We start from the raw sequence: 20194 nt of genomic DNA, 5'->3' as shown, positions 1-20194 counted from the left end.
GCGGGTGGAAACGCTCAAAGTCAGAGACATCAAGGATGTCGAAGAGGTGGTGCGCGCGGCGGTCGCCAGCGAGCAGCCGCTTGAAATCATCGGTCATGGATCGAAGCGCGCCATCGGCCATCCGATGGCGACCAATGCAGTGCTCGACGTCTCGGTGCTGAATGCCGTCACGTCCTATGAGCCGAACGAGCTGATCATCTCCGTACAGGCCGGCGCACCGCTCGCCGACGTGCAATCCATGATCGACGCCAAGAACCAGCAATTCGCCTTCGAGCCGATGGACACCTCGGTGCTGCTCGGTGGCGCCGGGGCCGGCACGATCGGTGGCATGATCGGCGTGGGCCTTGCCGGTCCTCGCCGCATCAAGGCCGGCGGCGCCCGCGATCACCTGCTCGGGGCGCACGCGGTATCCGGGTTCGGCGACAGCTTCAAGACCGGCGGGCGGGTGGTGAAGAACGTCACCGGCTACGATCTCTGCAAGCTGCTCACCGGTTCCTGGGGCACGCTCGCGGTCATGACCGAGGTGACGCTCAAGGTCATGCCGAAGCCGGAGGCCGAGCGCACGCTGCTGCTGCGCGGGCTTGATGACGTCACCGCCAACAAGGCGATGACCGCGGCGCTGGGCTCGCCCTTCGACGTCTCTGGCGCGGCGCATCTGCCTTTGCAGGCGGTACAGGCCGGCGCGGAGGCATTCGCCGGGTTTGCAGGCCAGCCCGTGACGCTGGTTCGCCTCGAGGGCATCGCCGCCTCGGCGGCGCACCGAGCCGCGTCGCTGAGCCAGACCCTGTCGAGCTTTGGAACCGTCGATCGCCTGGAGGATGATGCGTCGGCCGCGCTGTGGCGCGCGCTGCGCGATGTCGAGCCGTTCGCCGCGAAGGGCGCACGCGGGACGTGGCCGGTGTGGCGCATCGTCTGTCCGCCGGCGGCGGGAGGCGGGCTCGGCGCGGCGCTGACGCGCGAGACCGGCGCCGAGGTGATCTACGACTGGGGCGGCGGGTTGATCTGGGCCGCGCTGCCGCCTGGTACCGACGCGCAGGCCGTGGCGGTGCGCAGTCAGGTCGCGGCGATAGGCGGCCACGCCACCTTGATCCGCGCCAGCGAGGATGTGCGCCGCAGCGTCGATGTGTTCCAGCCGCAGGCGGCAGGGCTTGCCGCGCTCGGCGAGCGGGTGCGGGCGAGCTTCGATCCGAGGTCGATCCTCAACCGGGGCCGGATGACGCGAGGCGGGGCTAAATGAAGACCGAGTTTTCCCTGGCGCAACTCGCCGATCCCGACATCAAGGAAGCCGACAAGATCCTGCGCGCTTGCGTGCATTGCGGCTTCTGCACCGCGACCTGCCCGACCTATGTGCTGCTCGGCGACGAGCTCGATAGTCCGCGCGGCCGCATCTACCTGATCAAGGAAATGCTCGAGAAGGACAAGCCGCCGACCGCGGACGTGGTCAAGCATATCGACCGCTGCCTGTCGTGCCTTGCCTGCATGACCACCTGTCCATCGGGCGTGAACTACATGCACCTCGTCGACCAGGCCCGGGTCAGGATCGAGCGGGACTACCAGCGGCCGCTGACCGAGCGGCTGCTGCGGTCGGTGCTGTCCTATGTATTGCCGCGTCCGGGCCTGTTCCGGATCAGTATGATCCTGGCCGGGCTCGCCCGCCCGTTCGCGGCCCTGCTGCCGACGCCGTCGGTCGGTGCGTCGAGCCCGGGCCTGCTGCGGCGGATCAAGGCAATGCTGGTGCTCGCGCCGCGCGCCCTGCCGCAGCCTGGACCGGCCGCGGGAACCGTGTTTGCGCCGATCGGCCGGCGGCGCGGCCGGGTCGCGCTGCTGCAAGGCTGCGCCCAGCAGGTGCTGGCGCCACGGATCAATCAGGCTGCGATCAACGTGCTGACCCGGCACGGCGTCGAGGTTGTGCTGGTCAAGGACGAGCAATGCTGCGGCGCGCTGACCCATCATATGGGCCAGGACGGCGACGCACTGGCGCGTGCCCGGGCCAACATCGGAGTGTGGCAAAGGGAAGCGGAGCAGAATGGCCTCGACGCCATTCTGGTGACGACCTCGGGCTGTGGGACAGTTGTCAAAGACTACGGCTACCTGCTGCGCGAGGACAAAGCATTCGCGGAGCCGGCCAAGCGAATCTCGGCGCTGGCAAAGGATATCACCGAGTATCTCTCCACCCTCGAGCTCGCGCCATCAACGCAGAACGGCGACGTCACCGTCGCCTATCACTCGGCTTGTTCGTTGCAGCATGGACAGAAAATCACTCAACTTCCGAAAGAATTGCTTTCCAAGAATGGATTCGTGGTGAAAGATGTGCCGGAGAGCCATTTGTGTTGCGGTTCGGCGGGGACCTACAACATTCTCCAGCCCGACATTGCGAGCAGATTGCGCGATCGCAAGGTCGCCAATATTGCGCTTGTCAAACCGGACATGATCGCTGCGGGCAATATTGGCTGCATGGTTCAGATTGCCGGCGGCACGTCAGTTCCTGTGGTGCACACGATTGAGCTTCTCGATTGGGCGACAGGAGGCCCCCGGCCAGGATTGAATTGATCGACTGCCATTCGAGCATGATCCGGACCTCAGCCTTGCCCTGACGCAGCGTGTCTGACGCAGCTTGTCTGACGCAATGGGTCTGAAGCAATGTGAAGGTCTGGCGCTTCCCTGCCACAGACGCGAAGCGATCGCGCGGCCATCATGCCCGACAAGCGAAGTGGAAGCTGCCTCTCCCCGAGGCGCAGCCAACGTCCGGCAAGCGATCACTTCAATACGCCCGGTGGACTCGTATCAGCGGCAACAGGAGGACCACGATGGCGAAGTCGAAGAAGGCGAAGAAAAGCAAGAAGGCCAAAAAGGCCAAGAAGGCGGTAGCGGCCAAGAAGAAGTCGGCCAAGAAGTCCGCGAAGAAGTCGGCCAAGAAGGCTGCGAAGAAATCGGCAAAGAAGGCGGCGAAGAAGACAGCCAAGAAGGCTGCAAAGAAGTCCGCCAAGAAGGCTGCGAAGAAGGCTGCCCCGAAGCAAGCCGCGCCCAAGAAGGCTGCGAAGAAAGCTGCCAGGAAGAGTGCGCCGAAGAAGGCCGCCGCGCCGGTCGCTGCACCCGCGGCGCCCGAGCCCGCGCCGCAGCCGGCCGCGAGCTGGGCAACGCCGAGCCACGAACCGGCGCCGAGCTGGGGCACCTCCGAGGGCGAGCACCACTAGCCGAACCTGGGCCAGGGTTCACCTGATCGAAAGCCGCAGCGGTCGCCGCTGCGGCTTTTTCCGTATCGACGGCTGTCCGTGGTTTTGCGGGGAAGGCGATTCGCGAGGGCATCGCCAGCGGCCTGTCGGATTCCAGTTCGCATCGTGCTCAACCGGGACGGGAGCCGTTAGACTTGTGGTGCAAATGCAACACCCGTCAACCAACGTGTGGCGAGACTGCCAGAACGCCCAAAAAGGCGGCAGATGCATGTCTTTTCGCCTTCTCCAAAATGGGGGTGCGTTTCAGATTGGATACACGCGATTTAGTTGCAGTCCGTTATCGCGCGCCCTGGGGGGCACCGGAGCAGGGCTGTCTGGAAAGTAGATGGGGACCGTCATGAAGAAACTGGCTTTGTTAGCAACGGCGCTAGCAATGATTTCGAGCTCGGCAATGGCAGCAGACATGGCGGTGAAGGCCGTCAAGGCGCCGCCGCCGGCTCCGTTCGATCCCTGGGATATCGCCTTCGGCGCCGGCATCGTCAGCGACTACATCTTCCGCGGCGTCACCCAGTCGAACCATAATCCGTCGGTCACCGCCTATTTCGAGCCGCGCTACAACGTCAACAAGGACCTGCAGCTCTATATCGGTACCTCGACCGAGAGCATCTCCTTCGCCAACCGCGCCGCCGCTGAAGTCGACGTCTACGGCGGTATCCGCCCGACCTTCGGCGCCTTCGCCTTCGACATCGGTGTCTGGGGTTACCTGTATCCGGGCGGGACCTGCTACTACGGCGCTGCGACCGACACCGCGGGCAAGCCGCTCGGCGCCGACTGCGCCGCCAACTTCCTGCTGAACGGCAACGTGATGAAGAAGGACGTCTCGTTCTTCGAAGTCTACGGCAAGGCGACCTGGACCATCAACGACAGCTGGGCGTTCACCATCAACGAGTACTACTCGCCGAACTTCCTCAACACCGGCGCCTGGGGCAACTACTCGTCGATCATCGGCAAGTACACCGCGCCCAGCACCGTGTTCGGCACCAGCGGCGTCGGCATGTACGTGTCGGGTGAGTTCGGCCGGCAGTGGCTCGGCACCTCGGACAGCTTCTACGGCGTCCCGGCGTTCCCGAACGGCATCAAGTATGCCGACTACAACACCTGGAATATCGGCATCGGCTTCACCTACAAGGTGTTCACGCTCGACCTGCGCTATTCCGACACCGACCTGTCGAAGGGCAATTGCAGCGCCTTCACCAGCGACTTCACTGCCGGCGGAACCACCAACGTCACCCCGATCAATCCGGGCGGCACTGGCTCCAACTGGTGCGGCGCGGCCGGCATCGCCAAGCTCTCGGTCGACCTGACCGCGATGTCCAACCTGAAGTAACTTCCTCGTCCGAGGATCGGGGGGCGGCAGAGCGATCTGCCGCCCTTTTTGTTTTGTGCGGCTTTGCTGTCGTCGGCCAGTTCCGCGGCGTCGATTTCACCTCTCCCAAGGGAGAGGTGAACCGTGCCTGTGGCCCTCACTCCGCTCGCCTACGATGCGGCGACCTTGACCGCGTCGCGCACGGTGAAGCGATCGCCGTCGCGGACCAGCGCGACGTTGCGCTGATGGAAGGCTTCGAGGGTCGAGCGGTGGCCGATCGACACCACCGTGGTGTCGGGCAGCTTCTCGGCGATCAGTCTGTACAGCGCGGCTTCCGAGGGTTCGTCGAGCGAGGCGGTCGCCTCGTCGAGGAACAGGAATTGCGGAGCATGCAGCAGCGCGCGGGCGATGCCGAGCCGCTGTTGCTCGCCGAGCGACAGCATCCGGTTCCAGTGCGCCTCTTCCTCGAGCCGCGCTGCGAGCTGCGGCAGGCCGACGGCGACGAGGACATCGCGGACCCGTGCCGCGTCGAACTGCGCGGCCTCGCCCGGATAGACGATGGCACTATGCAGCGACCCGATCGGCAGATAGGGACGTTGCGGCAGCATCATCAGCCTGGCATCGGCGGGGATCTCGACCGCGCCGCTGCCGAACGGCCAGATGCCGGCCACGGCGCGGAACAGCGTCGACTTGCCGGCGCCGGAGGGGCCGGTCACCAGCGTCCGCTCGCCGGGACGGAAGGAGAAATGCTCGGCCGCGACCAGCGGTGTGCCGTTCGGCAGCTTGACCAGGAGCTGCGGCAGGGTGATCTCGCTGCCGGAAGCGGGCTTTTCATGAATTGCAGCGGGATCGTTCGCAAGCTTCTCGGCAGCCCCGATCGAGTGCTCGAAGCCGTCGAGACGGGCAATCGTGGCGCGCCATTCGGCCAGGGTCCGGTAGGCCGAGACGAAGAACGAGAGCGAGTCCTGGACCTTGCCGAATGCCTCGACGATCTGGATCAGGGCGCCGAGCTGCACCGTCTTGCTGGTGAAATAGGCCGGCCCTGCGAGCGCGAACGGAAACACCACCGACGCCTGCGCATAGCTTCCCGTGAAGGCGGTCAGCCGCTTGGTCCGTCGCATGATGTCGTACCAGTTGCCGATCACCCGACCGAAACGCGCCGACAGCCGCTCGCGTTCGGCCGGCTCGCCCTTGAGTAGGGCAATCTGCTCGGAGTTCTCGCGCACCCGCACCAGGTTGAAGCGGAAGTCGGCTTCCAGTCGCTGCTGGTCGAAGCTGAGATTGACCAGCGGCGAGCCGATCCACTGCGTCAGCGCCGTTCCGATCACCGCATAGATGATTGCGGCCCAAACCAGATAGCCCGGAATCGAAACGTCGACGCCGAACAGCAGCAGCGGCAGGACCGCCGACAATCCCCACAGGATCACCACGAAGGAGGCGAGCGAGACGACCGCGTTCAACAGCCCGATGCTGATCCCCAGCGTCTGGCCAACGAACAGCTTGACGTCGTCGGTGATGCGCTGGTCGGGGTTATCGGCGGCGTCGCCGGCAAGTTGCATGCGGTAGTGGTTGCCGCCACGCATCCATTCGCTGAGATATTTGCCGGTCATCCAGTTGCGCCAGCGGATTTGCAGCCACTGGTTCAGATAGAGCTGATAGATCTGAAGCACCACCGACGCCGTCGCGATCAGGGTGAACACCAGCAATTCGCGCTTGAACGTGCTCCAATCCTTGTCCTGCATCGCGGTGTAGAAGCGATTGCGCCACTGATTGATCAGCACGTCGAGTCCGACGGATACCAACTCCATCGCAATCAGCGTGGCAAGCAGGATACGGCCTGCCCATTTGTCCTCGGAGTTGAAATAGGGCGAGGCGATGCGCCACACCGTCGCGAGCGTCGAGCGGATGTTGTTCACAGATTATCGTCTCCGGGGAATGGCCAGCAAAGGCCTTAAGAATCGAGACAATCTAAGTGGTTCTCGACTAAAGTCGTAGAACTGGCATGCAAGCGTTGGCTTGTCCCGACGATCGAGTCAACCCTAGCATGACGACAACGGCGAGGGGCGGGGGACCTTCGTTTTTTCGCGAGGATGTGAGCGATCCTTACCGATCGTTCATTCGCGAGCCGGGGCTACAGACTTCTCACGACGGACTCCCGCGATCGCACCAGCGCGCCTGCCTGCACCGAGGCCGGCGCGCTGCATAAGAAGCATGGGGAGGACCCGAGATGAACACCTGGAATCAAATCTACAATCCATTGGGCAATGCGGGGCTGTCGACGTTGGCTGCCGCCATTCCCGTGGTCACGCTGCTGGTCCTGATCGCCAGCGGCAGGGTGAAGGCGCATATCGCGGCGATCATCGCCGTGATCGTCACCAACCTGATCACGATCTTCATCTTCACGATGCCGGCCAGCATGTCGATCCGCGCATCGGTCCTCGGCATCGTGACCGGGTTCTTTCCGATCGGCTGGATCGTGCTCAATGTCATCTTCCTCTACCAGGTCACGGTGAGGTGCGGGAAGTTCGAGCTCTTGAAGCGCGCGGTCGGCGGCGTCACCGAGGATCGCCGGTTGCAGCTGCTGCTGATCGCGTTCTCGTTCGGCGCCTTCTTCGAGGGCGCCTCGGGCTTCGGCACGCCGGTCGCGATCACCGGCGCGGTGCTGATCGGGCTCGGCTTCTCGCCGCTCGCGGCCTCCGGCCTGTCGCTGATCGCCAACACCGCGCCGGTCGCGTTCGGCGCGCTGGGCACGCCGATCCAGGGCCTCGCCTCGGTCACCGGGCTCGATCCCTACATCCTCGGCGCGATGGTCGGCCGGCAATTGCCGCTGTTCTCGTTGATCGTGCCGTTCTGGGTGGTGTGGGCGTTCGCGGGCTGGCGCGGCATGAAGGAAGTGTGGCCGGCGATCCTGGTCACCGGCGTGTCGTTTGCGATCCCGCAATATGTGATCTCGAACTACATCAATCCGTGGATCGTCGACATCGGGGCGTCACTGATCTCGATGGGCGCCCTGATCCTGTTCCTGAAGGTCTGGCAGCCGCAACAGCTCTGGCTGTCGCCGAAGCTGCGCGGCCGCGATGAATCGGCGGCGACGATGCAGGCCGCACCGCCGCTCGACAAGACGCCGCTGACCCAGGGCGAATTGTGGAGCGCGCTGCTGCCGTGGATCATCGTCTGCATCCTGATGCTGATCTGGGGCAACGGCGCCTTCAAGACCTGGGCCAACGCCAACTTCGTCTGGAACTATCCGGTCCCCGAACTCGACAAGCTGATCTTCAAGGTGCCGCCGGTGGCCGCCAAGCCGACGGCGGAGGGCGCGGTGTTCGCGTTCACCTGGCTGTCGTTCACCGGCACCGGCATGCTGATCGCGGCGATCATCTCGGGTCTCCTGATGGGCTTCTCGCCGCTCAAGCTGATCGCCGAATATGGCCGCACCATCCGCCTCTGCGCGATCTCGCTGATCACGATCTCGGCGATGCTGGCGATCGGCACGCTGACCCGGCTGTCCGGCGTCGACGCTACGCTCGGTCTCGCTTTCGCGGCGACCGGCGTGCTGTATCCGTTCTTCGGCACCTTGCTCGGCTGGCTGGGCGTGGCGCTGACCGGATCGGACACGGCCTCCAACGTGCTGTTCGGCAATTTGCAGAAGATCACCTCCGAGCAGCTCGGCCTGTCGCCGATCCTGATGGCGGCGGCGAACTCGTCCGGCGGCGTGATGGGCAAGATGATCGACGCGCAATCGATCGTGGTCGCCTCGACCGCGACCAACTGGTACGGCCACGAGGGCTCGATCCTGCGCTACGTATTCCTGCACTCGATCGTGCTGGCGTGCCTGGTCGGCCTGTTCGTGACGTTGCAGGCCTATGTCTATCCGTTCACGGAGATGGTGCTGAAATAACCCGGCGCGGCGTCGCCCAAACGACAATCCCCGCGGGTGCGAGCCCGCGGGGATTTCGTTTGTCGCGCATCTTTTCCCGCGCCGCCAAGCTGGCCAATCGCGGCCTCGTCCCATACAAGGGCGGCGTCGCAATTGCTGGGAATGAATGGCATGAGTTCGATGAAGCGGATCTTGAACGGCGGCATGGCGGCGCTGGCGCTGGTCGCAGCGGCGCTTGCCGCGGTTCCGGCCAAGGCTCAGGAGGAGTTCCCGTTCGGCTTCGTGATGACGCTCGACGCCGCGCGCATGCCGGGCTCGAAACGGATTCCCTCGATCGAGGTCGGCGACAATGGCGAGGTGATCCTCGAACTGTGGTGCGACGGCGGCAAGGGCCAGTTCTCGGTTGCCGGCAACACCATCGTGTTCGTTCCCGGCGCGATGGAGAACCGCAGTTGCACGCCGGACCGCGCGCAGGCCGACAAGGACCTGCTCGCGGCGCTTGGCGACATGACGAGCTGGCGGCGCCAGGGTGATCAGGTCACGTTCATCGGCAGCAAGCAGCTGCGCTTCGTGATCAACAGCAACTAGAGCCGTTCGTCCGCTCAGGGCGTCGCGATCAATCCGCTCGCGGTGGCGACGATCCAGCGGTTGCCCCAGCGCACGATGGAATCGACCCGCCCCAATCCTGGCACCAGGTCGCCGCGCGCAGCCATCTTGACGCCGTCCGGTCCCTCCAGCACGGCGGTGCCGTCGCGGACTTCGACCACCGACCATCCGGGGATGGTGCTCGGCCGCGTCTCCGGTCCCGCTGCAAGCTGCGGCTTCGAGCCGAGCGCGGCGGCTTGCGCGCCGAGCGTGGTCGGAGCGGCGCCGAGCACTTGCGGGCGCGGATTGACGACGGTCTTGGGAATGCTGCCAGTGACCGACGGCTCGGCGGAGGCGGTCCGGCGCGGGGTTTCGCTCTTTCGGCTCGGCGGCGCCTCCGCGACGCGCGGGCGGGTGCTTCCTTCTGGGCCACCGGGATCGGCGCGGGGCCAGCGAAGTCGTGCCAGTTGGCGCCGCCGGTCCAGCCGAGCACGAAGCTCGCGGCGAGCGCGGTGGCTGCCAGCAGCGCGGTGCCGATCCGATCGGCGAACGGCTCCCGCAGCAGCAGGGCGGCGTCGTGATTTTCGCCTGAAACATCCCAGAGGTCTGCCGTCTGCACCGGCGAATGACCCTCCGTCGCATCTGTTGGCCAGATGCTCGCAGCACTGATCGGCTCGCGGTCTTGCATGGCGTGACCTGTGTTCGGTGCGACGATGATGATCCTCGAAACTGAATCGAGCCTTAATTTTCGGTGACCGAACTGCGGCAGCACGACGCCTTTTGGTCGCAGGTACCCGTAGATTGACGGGGAAGCGGCGCCGGCCGACGGTTGCGGCGACAATCCCTCTAGCCGGCGCCTGGTCGTGTCCGAGATCCGCAAGCCCGCGATCAGCATCGCTCCCGAAGACCCGAGGCAGCCGGAGGTCCGGCAGTTGATCGCGCTGTCGGATGACTATCTGGTGGCGCTGTATCCGTCCGCCAGCAACCACCTCGTCGGCGTCGTGGCGCTCGCGGCTCCCGGCGCGGTGTTTCTGGTCGCGCGCGTCGACGGCGAGGCGCTTGGGTCGATCGCGTTGCGGCCGATCGCGCCTGATCACGCGGAGATGAAGCGGATGTTCGTACGCGCCGACGCGCGCGGACGGGGCTTGGCCGTCGTTTACTTGAGGCGCTGGAAGACGCGGCGCGCAGCCGGCAGATCACGCGCATCAGCCTGGAGACCGGCATCCGGCAGCCCGAGGCGATCGCGCTCTATCGCGCCTCGGGTTACCGGGAGTGCCCGCCGTTCGGCAGCTACGCGCCCGATCCGCTCAGCCTGTTCATGACCAAGCGTCTCTGAGCCCGGCGCGCAGCGGTCGTTTCCGGACGTCGTCTCCGCAAACCGGGTCGCCGCCGCAATCGCGCGCGGCTATAGCGGTTGCATGCTCGATTTCGCCGCACAGTATGCAGCCTTTCAGCGCCGCGATCCGGCCTGGGACGGCGTCGTGTTCGTCGCGGTCAAGACCACGGGCGTGTATTGCCGCCCAGTGTGTCGGGCGCGCACGCCGCTCGCGCGCAATGTGCGGTTCTATGGCAGCGCGGCGTCGGCCGAGCGCGCCGGCTTCCGGCCTTGCTTGCGCTGCCGCCCGGAGGCGGCTCCGTTCTGCCCGGCATGGAAGGGCACCAGGACGACCGTCGAGCGCGCGCTAGCGCTGATCGAACAAGGTGCGCTCGATCGCGGCAACGTCGCCGCGCTTGCCGATCGGCTCGGCGTCGGCGCGCGGCATCTGTCGCGATTGTTCGCCGAGCATCTCGATGTCTCGCCACTCCAGGTCGCGCTCTCGCTGCGCGTGCAGCGCGCCAAGCGGCTGATCGACGGCGGCGATCTTCCGCTCGCGCTGGTGGCGCAACGCGCCGGCTTCTCCAGCACCAGGCGCATGAATGCCGCCTTCACAAAACTTGATGGCCGCTCGCCCGCCTCGCTACGTCGGAGGGCGGGCACCACGATGCAATGAACCTCAACGGAGACCCGCTATGGCCAAGAGCTACGGCACTGTCAGTACGGAACAGAAACAGCAAATGAGCGGCCTCGAGTTCGTGCAGGGATTGGCTTCCGGCGCGCTGCCGCTCAACACCATCGCGCGCACCCTGGGTTACGACGTCGCCGAGGCCGAACGCGGCCGCGTCGTCGTCACGCTGCTGCCGACCGATGCGCATCTCAATCCGGCGGGCACCGTGCATGGCGGTCTCACCGCGACGCTGCTCGACAGCTGCATGGGTCTTGCGGTGCAGTCGATGCTCGACGCCGGCACCAGCCAGACCACGCTCGAGTTCAAGATCTCGCTGGTGCGGCCGATCACGCCGGAGACCGGCCCGATCCGGGCCGAAGGCCATGTGCTCAATTGCGGCCGCCGTGTCGGCACCGCCGAGGGCAGGGTCACCGACGACAAGGGCCGGCTGCTCGCCCACGGCACCACGACGTGCCTGATCTTCCAGGCTTGAGCCAGATCCGCTGCGGAGCAATTGCGCCTGCATCGCGTGGTGCGATGCAGGCGCAATGATATTTGGAATCCGTCCAGCGAGGGCGCGTCTTAGAGACCTTCAAGTTCGCCAGGCCGATCGATTGCGCTACCCGAACGCGCAACAAGCGCGTTCGGGAGTTGTGATGCGATCGTCGATCAAGCCGTGGGATCCGGCCGTGCTCAGCGCGGCCCCTCCGGATATCCCGACATGTTGTTCCAGCCGGCAGGCAACTCGCCGCCCGGCCGTGCCGCGGGGCCGGCGTGTTCGGGCAGGCGGATCAGGCCGAGTTGCAGCATGGCGGTGATGGCGTCCTCCTGTCCGAGCTCTTCGGCGATCCGTCCCTCCCGCACGCGCAGCACGGTGGTGCCGGTGAACCTCATCTGGCGACCCGAAGCCGCGGGAAGCGAGCCGAGGCGGAAGTCGCTGAATGCAGGTCCGGTGTGGGTGCCGCCGCCTTCCCAGCGGCCGACCACGAGATCGCCTTCCGCGACGAGATCGCCGACGCCCCAGAAATTGAGATCGGGAAACGCTTCGCGAAACTCGGTCATGAACTTCGTGACGGCGGCGCGGCCGCGCTTCGGTTCATGCATCGGGTAGTGCACGACGATGTCGGCGGTTGCGAGCTCGTTGATGATGCGCGGATTCCAGGGATTGCCCCAAAATTCCTTGAACCATCGGCCGACCACGTTCTTGTTGTCCTCTGACATCTGCTCGTCTCCTTTTGCGCATTGCCGGTATCGCGGCCGGCGTGGTGTCGATGCGCGCAGTCAACATTCACAGAGCTGCGTCGGACACCCGATTCCAGATCGGGCGTGCGATCACGACCGAATCGAAATTCCGCTTTGCCGATATGCCGCTTGGCGCAAGTCTTCGGGTGCCATGGCGCAATCGGGAAACGGGTGGTTCGCAGAGCACGAACGCGAAATCGTGTTGGCATGAATACAGGAGACGATCATGCGCAAATTCCATTCGATTGCCGCGCCGTGCGGCGACGGGCTCAGGCCCGAATTGCAGGCGCTGTTCGAGCGCCTTGCGATCGATCCACATTTCGAACTGTTCGTCAGGGACGACGGGATGCTTCAGTCCGGCCCGGATCCTGCTGCGGAGACAGCAAGCAAGAGACACGCGAATGTCGTCCCGCTGCCGAACCGGGCGGCCTGACTCGGCCGACCGTGAGCTACACGGAGCTGCGCGTGAGCAGAAGGAAGAGGAGGCAGAAGCCGAGGATCGTGAATGGATAGAGCAGGATCAGCATCACTGACGCCATCATGACCTCGCCACGGACGTCGAAGAAAAATGGCGCAAGCTCAAACGGCATCACCACGCCGATGCCGGCGCTGATACTCCCGATCGTCACCAGCAGCCTGCGGAATTCGGGCCTGTCGTGTCGCACGGTGCCGGCGAAGAAAAAGCAGGTGATGGTTGCGGCGACAAAGACCGCCTCGGTCACGCGTATCAGCGTGACCGGCCAGTCGTTCCCCGGGACGAGATAGCCAAACACAAACAGCATGCCGACCCCTCCGGACGGGATTGTGCTGAAGCGCAGTCCCTAGAGCCTTTTCCGTTCCGATTGAATTGGAACGGGGCCTCTAGATTCTTGTTTTGACGCGTTTTCTTGACGCGAACCGGCGTCCACTTCGTTGGAAAGCGTTCTAGCGCCACACCGACTTGTCGGCGTCCCAGCGCTGGCCCTTGAACTCCCTGAGCAGCGCGTCGATCGCGCCGTTGTCGTCCTTGGTCTCGCTGCCTTCCTCGTCGCTGCTGGAATCGTCGGAGAGATTGAGCTTGGCGCCGGCGCTGTCGTCCGAGGTCGAGACGGTGGGGCTCGAGACCCACAGCATCAGCCGGTCCGAGCTGCCGGGCTTGTCCGGTGAGACGAGGGCGGTGACCTCATAATTCTGGGTGAGGCTGAGCGCGGGAAACACCGGGCTCGGCCGTTTCAGCACCAGCTTGAGCTTGCCGGTGTTGGCGTTCCAGGTTGCCGAGGCAGGCTTTGCCGCGAGCGTCTTCGCCAGCACGCCCGCGATCGCCGACGCGAGCTTGTCCTTGTTGATCTTGTCGCCGTCGCGCCAGTCGGCGGCGGCAAAGCGGATGGTGCGATCCATCTCGACCACGCCGCTGGTCCAGCCGGCCGCGGTTACGCCGGGCGCTGCTTTCGCCTTGGCGAGCAGCGCGCTTGCGTGTTCGGGATCGACCGTGAGGTTGATGGTCTGCTCGCCGGCGCGCATCGCGTCGCAGGTCACCGCCAGGCTTGAGGTGCCGATCTCGACGGCCTCGCCGCGCAGGCCCTTGAGGAAATCCGCCACCGCATCCAGCTTCACGCGCACGCCGATCGATTCCGGCGAGACGTCGGTGAAATCCTTCGGCTGCGGCGTGATGCCGTCGTCGGTGCCCTGGTTGTCCTGGAATTCCTTCTCGCTGAGGTCGGAATTGTCAGATGAGGCGACCTCGGTCACGGTCTGGCCGATCGTGATCTGGCCGCGGAACTCGAAGCCGTCACCGCTCTGCTTGCGATTCAGCTTGACGGTGATCGGCTGCTTGTCGACCACGCTCTGCGCGGTGCCCGAGAGGGTCTGGCCATTGACGGCGAGATTGGCGACGAAGCGGTCCTTGCGGCCGGAATTCCTGTCGGTGGGATAACACAGGTCGAGCACCGCCGCGGTCACGGTCTTGCCTTGGCGGGTTTCCTTCAGGACGACGTCGGCGTTGCCGTCCATCAGGCCGTCGATCGAGGTGAAATAGCGCGTCTCGGGTCCATTGGCCGGCGCCGCCTTCGATTGCAGCTTGATCTGGGCAACAGCAGGCGCCGAGGCGATGGCAAGTCCGAGCAGCAGGAGCGGGAGCGCGCGCATACGATAAGTCCTCGAAGGGCAGAATCGGTTCCGTCGTAACTAGCAAACCTCCGTGTCATTGGCCAAAAAAGAAGGCCGCCTAACGGCGGCTATCAATTTCGAGCGACCTGACGATCGGCACTGTCGCGACCGGGCGTGGCCGTCCGACGGACGATGTCGCTTCCATGACAAACGGAGGCGACTTCGCGTCACGCGCGGGCGTCGGGTTCCTCGCCCCTCTCCAGCCGGCCGCGCAGCGTGCTCACGATCCGGCTCACGGTTTCGATGTCCTTGATCGACAGCCCGTCGGCGAGGCCGTTCACCCAGGGCAGTTGCAGGCGCATCGCGGCTTCGAAAGCCTGCTGTCCATTGCCGGTCAGCACCACGAGCTGGGCGCGGCGGTGATGCGGATTGGTCTCGAATGCGACCAGCCCGTCCCGTTCGAGGTCGTTGACGATCCGCTGCACGTTCTGTCGGGCGGCGCCGAGGTCGCGCGCCAGCCAGGCGACCGGTTGCGCCCGCTTTGCGGCGACGATGGCGCCGAGGATCTGCCAACGCGCGCTGGTCAGCCCGAGCCCGGCAACCAGCCGGTCACCTGAGGTGAACAGCAGGCTGTTGAGCCTGAACAGGTCGGGAATCAGGCTGCTCAGGACTTCGCCGGCCGGGGTTCGCTTGGTCTGGGGCATTTGTCACCATGGAAGTATATTGACATCATAATGTCAATATCTACATGTATCCATCATCACGGAATGACATCATAGCACCATATCGACGGAGCCAACCATGCCGCAGATGCGTCCCCTCGACCCCGCATTCCCGATCGACCGCCAGCTCGCGGTCGACGCCAGCAATGTCGTGCTCGTCAACCTCTTCACGCTCGATGCGGCCGATGAGGACAGCTTCCTGAAGGCCTGGCAGGACGACGCCGCCATCATGAAGCGGCAGCCCGGCTTCATCTCGACCCAGCTGCACCGCGCGATCGGCGACAGCCCGGCCTACCTGAACTACGCGGTCTGGGAATCCACCGCCGCCTTCCGTGCGGCGTTTGCGAACCCCGAGTTCAGGGCCAAGCTCTCGGCCTATCCGGCCTCGGCGGTGGCATCGCCGCATCTGTTCCAGAAGGTCGCGGTGTCGGGCGTGTGCGTGGCGTAGATCGGATTGACATGAAATTGAACCGGTAGGGCGGATTAGCCGAAGGCGTAATCCGCCGTTCGCGGAGAGATGCGGCGGATTACGCTTCGCTAATCCGCCCTACGATCTGCGATGTGCGCCGCGTAACTCAACTCTGAACCAGCATGCTAACGCCGAGCGTGGCAGTGGCAGCCAGAAAGGCTATGTCGAGAAATCGCAGCGGCGCTTTCGGACGATGGCCGGCCGCACCGGCAACGATGCAATACAGGCCATAGGCTGCTGCGAGGACGATGAACGTCAGCGTCTGCTTGAACCAGAACGTCACGACGACCGCGAAATCATCGATGCTATCCTGGGCATAAGCGCCCAACGCGAGCACTGCGCCGATCGCGTAGAACAACGTCAGCGTTGTCGTCAGTGACTTGGCGTCGCGGGACATCAGACGGTCCTTACCTCTCGATCGTCATCAAATCGCAAAAAAGAAGGCCGCCCGGAGGCGGCCTTCGATCTCGATGCGGAGGTGCGGAGCAGGCTCAGAAGCCGCCCATGCCGCCCATTCCACCCATGCCGCCGCCGCCCGGCATCGCCGGCGCCGCGTCCTTCGGCACTTCGGCGACCATGGCCTCGGTGGTCACCAGCAGGCCGGCGACCGAGGAGGCGTCCTGCAAGGCGGTGCGCACCACCTTGGCGGGGTCGATGATGCCCTTGTCGACCATGTCGACATAATCCTCGGTCTGGGCGTCGAAGCCGAAGGTCTCCGACTTGTTCTCGAGGATCTTGCCGACCACGATCGAGCCCTCGACGCCGGCGTTCTCCGAGATCTGGCGGATCGGAGCTTCCAGCGCCTTGAGCACGATGTTGATGCCAGCCTGGACGTCGGCATTCGGGTTGGTGAGACGGCCGACCGCCTTCTTGGCGCGCAGCAGCGCGACGCCGCCGCCCGGCACGATGCCTTCCTGCACCGCGGCGCGGGTCGCGTTCAGCGCGTCCTCGACACGGTCCTTCTTCTCCTTGACCTCGACCTCGGTGGCACCGCCGACCTTGATGACGGCAACGCCGCCGGCGAGCTTGGCAAGGCGCTCCTGAAGCTTCTCGCGGTCGTAGTCCGAGGTGGTTTCCTCGATCTGCGCCTTGATCTGGCCAACGCGGGCGTCGATGTCCTTCTTCTTGCCGGCGCCCTTGACGATCGTGGTGTTCTCCTTGTCGATCACGATCTTGCCGGCGCGGCCGAGCATGTTGACCGTGACGTTCTCGAGCTTCATGCCGAGGTCGTCGGAGATCAGCTGACCGCCGGTCAGGATCGCGATGTCCTCCAGCATCGCCTTGCGGCGATCGCCGAAGCCCGGCGCCTTGACGGCGGCGACCTTTAGCCCGCCGCGCAGGCGGTTGACCACCAGGGTCGCCAGCGCCTCGCCCTCGACGTCCTCGGCGAGGATCAGGAGCGGACGGCCGGACTGCACCACGGCTTCCAGCACCGGCAGCATCGCCTGGAGGCCGGACAGCTTCTTCTCGTGCAGCAGGATGTAGGCATCCTCGAGCTCGGCGGTCATCTTCTCGGCGTTGGTGATGAAGTAGGGGCTGAGGTAGCCGCGATCGAACTTCATGCCCTCGACGATGTCGACCTCGGTCTCGAGCGACTTGTTCTCCTCGACGGTGATGACGCCTTCGTTGCCGACCTTCTGCATGGCCTGCGCGATCATCTTGCCGATCGCCGTGTCGCCATTGGCCGAGATGGTGCCGACCTGGGCGACTTCGGAGGAGGCGGCGACCGGCTTGGCGCGCTTCTCGATGTCCTTGATCACGGCGGCGACGGCGATGTCGATGCCGCGCTTGAGGTCCATCGGGTTCATGCCGGCAGCGACCGACTTGGCACCCTCGCGGACGATGGCCTGGGCCAGCACGGTCGCGGTGGTGGTGCCGTCACCGGCGGTGTCGTTGGTCTTGGAAGCGACCTCGCGCAGCATCTGCGCGCCCATGTTCTCGAACTTGTCGTCGAGCTCGATCTCCTTGGCGACGGTGACGCCGTCCTTGGTGATGCGGGGAGCGCCGAAGCTCTTCTCGATGACGACGTTGCGGCCCTTGGGGCCGAGCGTCACCTTGACGGCGTTGGCGAGCACGTCGACACCGCGCAGCATGCGGTCGCGGGCGTCTCCGGCGAATTTTACGTCCTTGGCAGCCATTGTTTTGAACTCCTGGGAAAGGCGTCATCCTGAGGAGCGGGCCCTGGCCCGCGTCTCGAAGGATGGGTTGTGGGGCTCACCCTTCGAGACGGCAGCTTCGCTGCCTCCTCAGGGTGACGGAGAGGGTGTGATCAGGCCAGCACGCCCATGATGTCGGACTCCTTCATGATCAGGAGTTCCTGGTTGTCGAGCTTGACCTCGGTGCCCGACCATTTGCCGAACAGCACGCGGTCGCCGACCTTGAGGTCGATCGGGATCAGCTTGCCGGCTTCGTCGCGGCCACCCGGGCCGACGGCGACGATCTCGCCCTGGGAGGGCTTTTCCTTGGCCGAGTCCGGAATGATGATGCCGCCCTTGGACTTCTCCTCGGCATCGATACGCTTGACCACGACGCGGTCATGCAGGGGGCGGAAGGTGGATTTGGCCATGACGTTCCCTCTTGGAAGCTCGGTTTCAGGTCCGGTTCATCGAGACTGGTGTTGAATGCCGGTCCGGTCGGCGCCAGGCGGAACGCCTGGCGCATTTAGCAATCGTGATACAAGAGTGCTAATTGTGCGCCGGGAAATATGGCCTGCCGGGTTTCCTGTCAAGCAAACGAGGTCAAGGCCCAAATCTGGTTAAGGCCTTGGTGAGGCCAATATAGGATGGTGGACCAGAAACCAAATCGTAGCGATGACGTAATTTTGTCAGACGTCATTGCTCCGCCTTAAGTTTTACGCTTGGCTGCAGGACGGGTGCGGCCGGGAAATTGTCGGGGGATGCATATGATAAGGTCACTCAACGCGCGATTGGTCGCACGGTTCGCGGCTGTCTCGGCGCTGACGACACTCTTGGGGGCGTGCGGCAGCATGAGTCTGCCGTCATTGTCCTCGAACACCGAGCCGGCTCCCACCGAACCTGGCGTGGCCCCGGAGATGCCCGCGAGCATCCGCGCCGACGAGATCGTCGGCCGTTGGGGTCTCGCCTCGTTCCAGAATCCCGCCGACCGCGCCCGCACCGAGGCCGCCGCCCGCGGCCAGTGCAAGCAGCCCTACGTGATCGGTGCCGGCCAGAGCGGCGGCGTCATCATGCATCTGGCCGACCAGGCCACCCCGCAGGAACTGCGCCTCAAGGGTTCCCCGAGCGGCAAGAACTATATCGGCCCGCCCGGCCCGACCCCCGGCGAGCAGGACCGCGAGATCATCTCGTTCGACGGCCGGGTCATGATCACCCGCTTCGTCGACAAGGACGCCGCCACCCGCTACGGCAACATGGTCTACGTCCGCTGCGCGCCGCGGGCGTAAAGGCGAGAGCTTAGCTTCCAACCGACCTGGAGCCGCATAGTCGGTTCGCCTCTCCCCTCGTGGGAGAGGCCGGATTGCATCGCCAGATGCAATCCGGGTGAGGGGTATCTCTCCGCGAGTCTAAATCTGTCATTTGAGTTCGCGGATAGGGGAGAAGGGAAGGGGAGCGGCGAACTGCCGAAACAAAAACGCCGGCCCTCAGGACCGGCGTTTCGTCTGTGTCCAGATAGACCTCAATTGAACATCGCGTCGATGTCGTCCTGCGAGGCGTGGCCGGCGTCACCGTCGAGCTTCGGGCCGTTGAGCAGGCGGGCGTCGCCCTCGCGGGTGTCGACGATCGCGGGGACGTGCGACTTGATGGCGTCGACGCCGCCCCAGATGTTCATCATCTCGTTGATGTGCTGTTCGATGAACTTCATCGTCTGCATCACCTTGCTGATGCGCTGGCCGGTGAGGTCCTGGAAGTTGCAGGCCTCGAAGATCGCGACCACGCGTTCCTGGATGTCCTCGCTGAGCAGCTTCTGCTGATCCGGCGTGACGTTCTTGGCCAGCGCGGTCGCGGCCTGGTCGATCGCTTCCACCGCTTCGAGGATCTGCTGGGTGGCCTGTTCGGTGCCGCCGACCACGGCGCCGAGCTCGCCATTGACCTTGGCCATCTCCTCGCCGTTGAAGCTCTTGCCGTGCAGCACGGCGATCTCGCGCTTGGTGCGGCTGATCGCGTCGTGGATCAGGTCGAGCTCGACCTTGAGTTTCTCGCACTGTTCGACCTGGGCGCGGTAGGTCTCGAGCAGCGCGTGCGCCTCGGCGATTTCGCGGGCGACGACGACGTCGACATTGTCGGCGGTGCGCTGCGCCGGCGCTGCGGCCATCTGGGCGCGGATCGAGCGCAGTTCGGACATGATCTCGCGATGCATCGGACCGATGTCGACGCCACTGGTGATCTCCGGCTCCGGCATCGTCACTTCGCCCATCGCCTGCTCGACACGAAAACGCTTACGCTTCACTGACATGATTTCATTCCCGCCCCTTCGCTGAGGTCCGTTCTAGCCAACGGCGATTTAACGTCAGGTTCACGCGGAACAATTTGCGCTTGTGGCGCGCGACCGCCGCGCTACCCGAGATTAACCATGGTGCCGCGGTGTTCACGCAAAATAAACGCTGTCCGGCAAAACCGCGCGCCATTGCCGACGTGGTGAATCGAAACGGCCGATCCGTTTACCAAACCGATGCGGTTTTCATTGCTTATTGACCACGTGCAACGGGGCCATG

Annotated in this window: 22 protein-coding genes and 1 pseudogene; 13 read left to right on the top strand and 10 right to left on the bottom strand. The window is 64.8% G+C overall.

What is annotated here, in order from left to right; translation table 11 throughout:
* Positions 1-4 precede the first annotated feature (4 nt).
* The 4 genes from CWS35_RS00360 (at position 5) to CWS35_RS00345 (ending at position 4560) form a co-directional block, all read left to right on the top strand.
* Positions 5-1237 carry an FAD-binding protein gene (locus tag CWS35_RS00360; RefSeq protein WP_100955921.1) on the top strand — a complete coding sequence of 411 codons (1233 nt, stop codon included), beginning with the start codon at positions 5-7 and terminating at the stop codon, positions 1235-1237.
* The gene (glcF, locus tag CWS35_RS00355; RefSeq protein ID WP_100950152.1) at positions 1234-2550 is read left to right on the top strand and encodes a glycolate oxidase subunit GlcF; all 1317 of its coding nucleotides are present in this window, start codon (positions 1234-1236) and stop codon (positions 2548-2550) included. Before CWS35_RS00360 ends, glcF begins: the two co-directional genes overlap by 4 nt.
* 257 nt (positions 2551-2807) lie before the next feature.
* Positions 2808-3194: a hypothetical protein gene (locus CWS35_RS00350; protein WP_029879099.1), complete on the top strand. Its 387-nt coding sequence runs from the start codon at positions 2808-2810 to the stop codon at positions 3192-3194.
* 376 nt (positions 3195-3570) lie between these two features.
* A complete protein-coding gene (locus CWS35_RS00345) occupies positions 3571-4560 on the top strand; it encodes a TorF family putative porin (protein ID WP_024581175.1) in 990 nt (329 codons plus the stop codon).
* A 149-nt stretch (positions 4561-4709) separates the two neighbouring features.
* Here the strand turns inward: CWS35_RS00345 and CWS35_RS00340 are convergent, their stop codons facing one another.
* A complete protein-coding gene (locus tag CWS35_RS00340; RefSeq protein ID WP_100950150.1) occupies positions 4710-6455 on the bottom strand; it encodes an ABC transporter ATP-binding protein/permease in 1746 nt (581 codons plus the stop codon).
* Positions 6456-6766: 311 nt separating this feature from the next.
* On the opposite strand from CWS35_RS00340, the gene CWS35_RS00335 reads away from it, so the two are divergent.
* Together CWS35_RS00335 and CWS35_RS00330 are read left to right on the top strand one after the other, a co-directional pair.
* Entirely contained in the window at positions 6767-8437 is a 1671-nt protein-coding gene (locus CWS35_RS00335) for an L-lactate permease (RefSeq protein WP_100950148.1), read from the top strand.
* A gap of 150 nt (positions 8438-8587) precedes the next feature.
* Entirely contained in the window at positions 8588-9004 is a 417-nt protein-coding gene (locus tag CWS35_RS00330; protein ID WP_245438812.1) for an META domain-containing protein, read from the top strand.
* A gap of 14 nt (positions 9005-9018) precedes the next feature.
* On the opposite strand, the gene CWS35_RS00325 is transcribed toward CWS35_RS00330, so the two are convergent.
* A complete protein-coding gene (locus CWS35_RS00325) occupies positions 9019-9294 on the bottom strand; it encodes a hypothetical protein (RefSeq protein WP_100950146.1) in 276 nt (91 codons plus the stop codon).
* A gap of 167 nt (positions 9295-9461) precedes the next feature.
* Here CWS35_RS00325 and CWS35_RS40345 point away from each other — a divergent pair, with 167 nt between their 5' ends.
* The 4 genes and pseudogenes from CWS35_RS40345 to CWS35_RS00310 all read left to right on the top strand — a co-directional run bounded on the left by CWS35_RS40345 (position 9462) and on the right by CWS35_RS00310 (position 11479).
* Complete coding sequence (locus CWS35_RS40345; protein WP_256387932.1) at positions 9462-9593, top strand: hypothetical protein; 132 nt, start codon at positions 9462-9464, stop codon at positions 9591-9593.
* Positions 9594-9873: 280 nt separating this feature from the next.
* Positions 9874-10337, top strand: a pseudogene (locus CWS35_RS00320) (GNAT family N-acetyltransferase).
* An 82-nt stretch (positions 10338-10419) separates the two neighbouring features.
* On the top strand, positions 10420-10992 hold the full coding sequence (locus CWS35_RS00315) for a bifunctional transcriptional activator/DNA repair enzyme AdaA (protein ID WP_100950144.1): 573 nt from the start codon (positions 10420-10422) through the stop codon (positions 10990-10992).
* 19 nt (positions 10993-11011) lie between these two features.
* Positions 11012-11479, top strand: a complete 468-nt coding sequence (locus tag CWS35_RS00310) for a PaaI family thioesterase (protein WP_024581168.1) — start codon at positions 11012-11014, stop codon at positions 11477-11479.
* 200 nt (positions 11480-11679) lie between these two features.
* On the opposite strand, the gene CWS35_RS00305 is transcribed toward CWS35_RS00310, so the two are convergent.
* Positions 11680-12207: an ester cyclase gene (locus CWS35_RS00305; RefSeq protein ID WP_100950142.1), complete on the bottom strand. Its 528-nt coding sequence runs from the start codon at positions 12205-12207 to the stop codon at positions 11680-11682.
* Between the two features lie 247 nt (positions 12208-12454).
* Here CWS35_RS00305 and CWS35_RS00300 point away from each other — a divergent pair, with 247 nt between their 5' ends.
* Entirely contained in the window at positions 12455-12661 is a 207-nt protein-coding gene (locus tag CWS35_RS00300) for a hypothetical protein (protein WP_100950140.1), read from the top strand.
* A 16-nt stretch (positions 12662-12677) separates the two neighbouring features.
* Here CWS35_RS00300 and CWS35_RS00295 read toward each other — a convergent pair whose 3' ends face one another.
* The 3 genes from CWS35_RS00295 to CWS35_RS00285 form a co-directional block, all read right to left on the bottom strand.
* On the bottom strand, positions 12678-13010 hold the full coding sequence (locus CWS35_RS00295) for a hypothetical protein (protein ID WP_100950138.1): 333 nt from the start codon (positions 13008-13010) through the stop codon (positions 12678-12680).
* Positions 13011-13152: 142 nt separating this feature from the next.
* Positions 13153-14352, bottom strand: coding sequence for a hypothetical protein (locus tag CWS35_RS00290; protein ID WP_100950136.1), 1200 nt, complete (start codon positions 14350-14352; stop codon positions 13153-13155).
* A gap of 188 nt (positions 14353-14540) precedes the next feature.
* Positions 14541-15017 carry a MarR family winged helix-turn-helix transcriptional regulator gene (locus tag CWS35_RS00285; RefSeq protein WP_100950134.1) on the bottom strand — a complete coding sequence of 159 codons (477 nt, stop codon included), beginning with the start codon at positions 15015-15017 and terminating at the stop codon, positions 14541-14543.
* Between the two features lie 97 nt (positions 15018-15114).
* On the opposite strand from CWS35_RS00285, the gene CWS35_RS00280 reads away from it, so the two are divergent.
* Positions 15115-15483, top strand: coding sequence for an antibiotic biosynthesis monooxygenase (locus CWS35_RS00280; protein WP_024581162.1), 369 nt, complete (start codon positions 15115-15117; stop codon positions 15481-15483).
* A 127-nt stretch (positions 15484-15610) separates the two neighbouring features.
* Here CWS35_RS00280 and CWS35_RS00275 read toward each other — a convergent pair whose 3' ends face one another.
* The 3 genes from CWS35_RS00275 to CWS35_RS00265 all read right to left on the bottom strand — a co-directional run bounded on the left by CWS35_RS00275 (position 15611) and on the right by CWS35_RS00265 (position 18070).
* Entirely contained in the window at positions 15611-15901 is a 291-nt protein-coding gene (locus tag CWS35_RS00275; protein WP_024581161.1) for a hypothetical protein, read from the bottom strand.
* 94 nt (positions 15902-15995) lie between these two features.
* A complete protein-coding gene (groL, locus tag CWS35_RS00270; RefSeq protein ID WP_024581160.1) occupies positions 15996-17642 on the bottom strand; it encodes a chaperonin GroEL in 1647 nt (548 codons plus the stop codon).
* A 131-nt stretch (positions 17643-17773) separates the two neighbouring features.
* On the bottom strand, positions 17774-18070 hold the full coding sequence (locus CWS35_RS00265; protein ID WP_018269780.1) for a co-chaperone GroES: 297 nt from the start codon (positions 18068-18070) through the stop codon (positions 17774-17776).
* 336 nt (positions 18071-18406) lie between these two features.
* Between CWS35_RS00265 and CWS35_RS00260 the strand changes: the two genes are divergently transcribed.
* The gene (locus tag CWS35_RS00260; RefSeq protein ID WP_024581159.1) at positions 18407-18925 is read left to right on the top strand and encodes a hypothetical protein; all 519 of its coding nucleotides are present in this window, start codon (positions 18407-18409) and stop codon (positions 18923-18925) included.
* A gap of 233 nt (positions 18926-19158) precedes the next feature.
* Here the strand turns inward: CWS35_RS00260 and CWS35_RS00255 are convergent, their stop codons facing one another.
* Positions 19159-19935, bottom strand: coding sequence for a protein phosphatase CheZ (locus CWS35_RS00255; RefSeq protein WP_100950132.1), 777 nt, complete (start codon positions 19933-19935; stop codon positions 19159-19161).
* Positions 19936-20194: the final 259 nt, after the last annotated feature.

Source organism: Bradyrhizobium sp. SK17, assembly GCF_002831585.1.
Taxonomy (GTDB): Bacteria; Pseudomonadota; Alphaproteobacteria; order Rhizobiales; family Xanthobacteraceae; genus Bradyrhizobium.
Note: the sequence above shows the minus strand (reverse complement) of the source record. Positions and strands in the feature narration are given on the sequence as shown.

Excerpts from the sequence above, each read along its gene's own strand:
- glcF (WP_100950152.1), top strand. The coding sequence starts at position 1,234 with ATGAAGACCGAGTTTTCCCTGGCGCAACTCGCCGATCCCGACATCAAG.
- CWS35_RS00350 (WP_029879099.1), top strand. The coding sequence starts at position 2,808 with ATGGCGAAGTCGAAGAAGGCGAAGAAAAGCAAGAAGGCCAAAAAGGCC.
- CWS35_RS00345 (WP_024581175.1), top strand. The coding sequence starts at position 3,571 with ATGAAGAAACTGGCTTTGTTAGCAACGGCGCTAGCAATGATTTCGAGC.
- CWS35_RS00335 (WP_100950148.1), top strand. The coding sequence starts at position 6,767 with ATGAACACCTGGAATCAAATCTACAATCCATTGGGCAATGCGGGGCTG.
- CWS35_RS00330 (WP_245438812.1), top strand. The coding sequence starts at position 8,588 with ATGAGTTCGATGAAGCGGATCTTGAACGGCGGCATGGCGGCGCTGGCG.
- CWS35_RS00315 (WP_100950144.1), top strand. The coding sequence starts at position 10,420 with ATGCTCGATTTCGCCGCACAGTATGCAGCCTTTCAGCGCCGCGATCCG.
- CWS35_RS00310 (WP_024581168.1), top strand. The coding sequence starts at position 11,012 with ATGGCCAAGAGCTACGGCACTGTCAGTACGGAACAGAAACAGCAAATG.
- CWS35_RS00305 (WP_100950142.1), bottom strand. The coding sequence starts at position 12,207 with ATGTCAGAGGACAACAAGAACGTGGTCGGCCGATGGTTCAAGGAATTT.
- CWS35_RS00300 (WP_100950140.1), top strand. The coding sequence starts at position 12,455 with ATGCGCAAATTCCATTCGATTGCCGCGCCGTGCGGCGACGGGCTCAGG.
- CWS35_RS00295 (WP_100950138.1), bottom strand. The coding sequence starts at position 13,010 with ATGCTGTTTGTGTTTGGCTATCTCGTCCCGGGGAACGACTGGCCGGTC.
- CWS35_RS00290 (WP_100950136.1), bottom strand. The coding sequence starts at position 14,352 with ATGCGCGCGCTCCCGCTCCTGCTGCTCGGACTTGCCATCGCCTCGGCG.
- CWS35_RS00285 (WP_100950134.1), bottom strand. The coding sequence starts at position 15,017 with ATGCCCCAGACCAAGCGAACCCCGGCCGGCGAAGTCCTGAGCAGCCTG.
- CWS35_RS00280 (WP_024581162.1), top strand. The coding sequence starts at position 15,115 with ATGCCGCAGATGCGTCCCCTCGACCCCGCATTCCCGATCGACCGCCAG.
- CWS35_RS00275 (WP_024581161.1), bottom strand. The coding sequence starts at position 15,901 with ATGTCCCGCGACGCCAAGTCACTGACGACAACGCTGACGTTGTTCTAC.
- groL (WP_024581160.1), bottom strand. The coding sequence starts at position 17,642 with ATGGCTGCCAAGGACGTAAAATTCGCCGGAGACGCCCGCGACCGCATG.
- CWS35_RS00265 (WP_018269780.1), bottom strand. The coding sequence starts at position 18,070 with ATGGCCAAATCCACCTTCCGCCCCCTGCATGACCGCGTCGTGGTCAAG.
- CWS35_RS00260 (WP_024581159.1), top strand. The coding sequence starts at position 18,407 with ATGATAAGGTCACTCAACGCGCGATTGGTCGCACGGTTCGCGGCTGTC.
- CWS35_RS00255 (WP_100950132.1), bottom strand. The coding sequence starts at position 19,935 with ATGTCAGTGAAGCGTAAGCGTTTTCGTGTCGAGCAGGCGATGGGCGAA.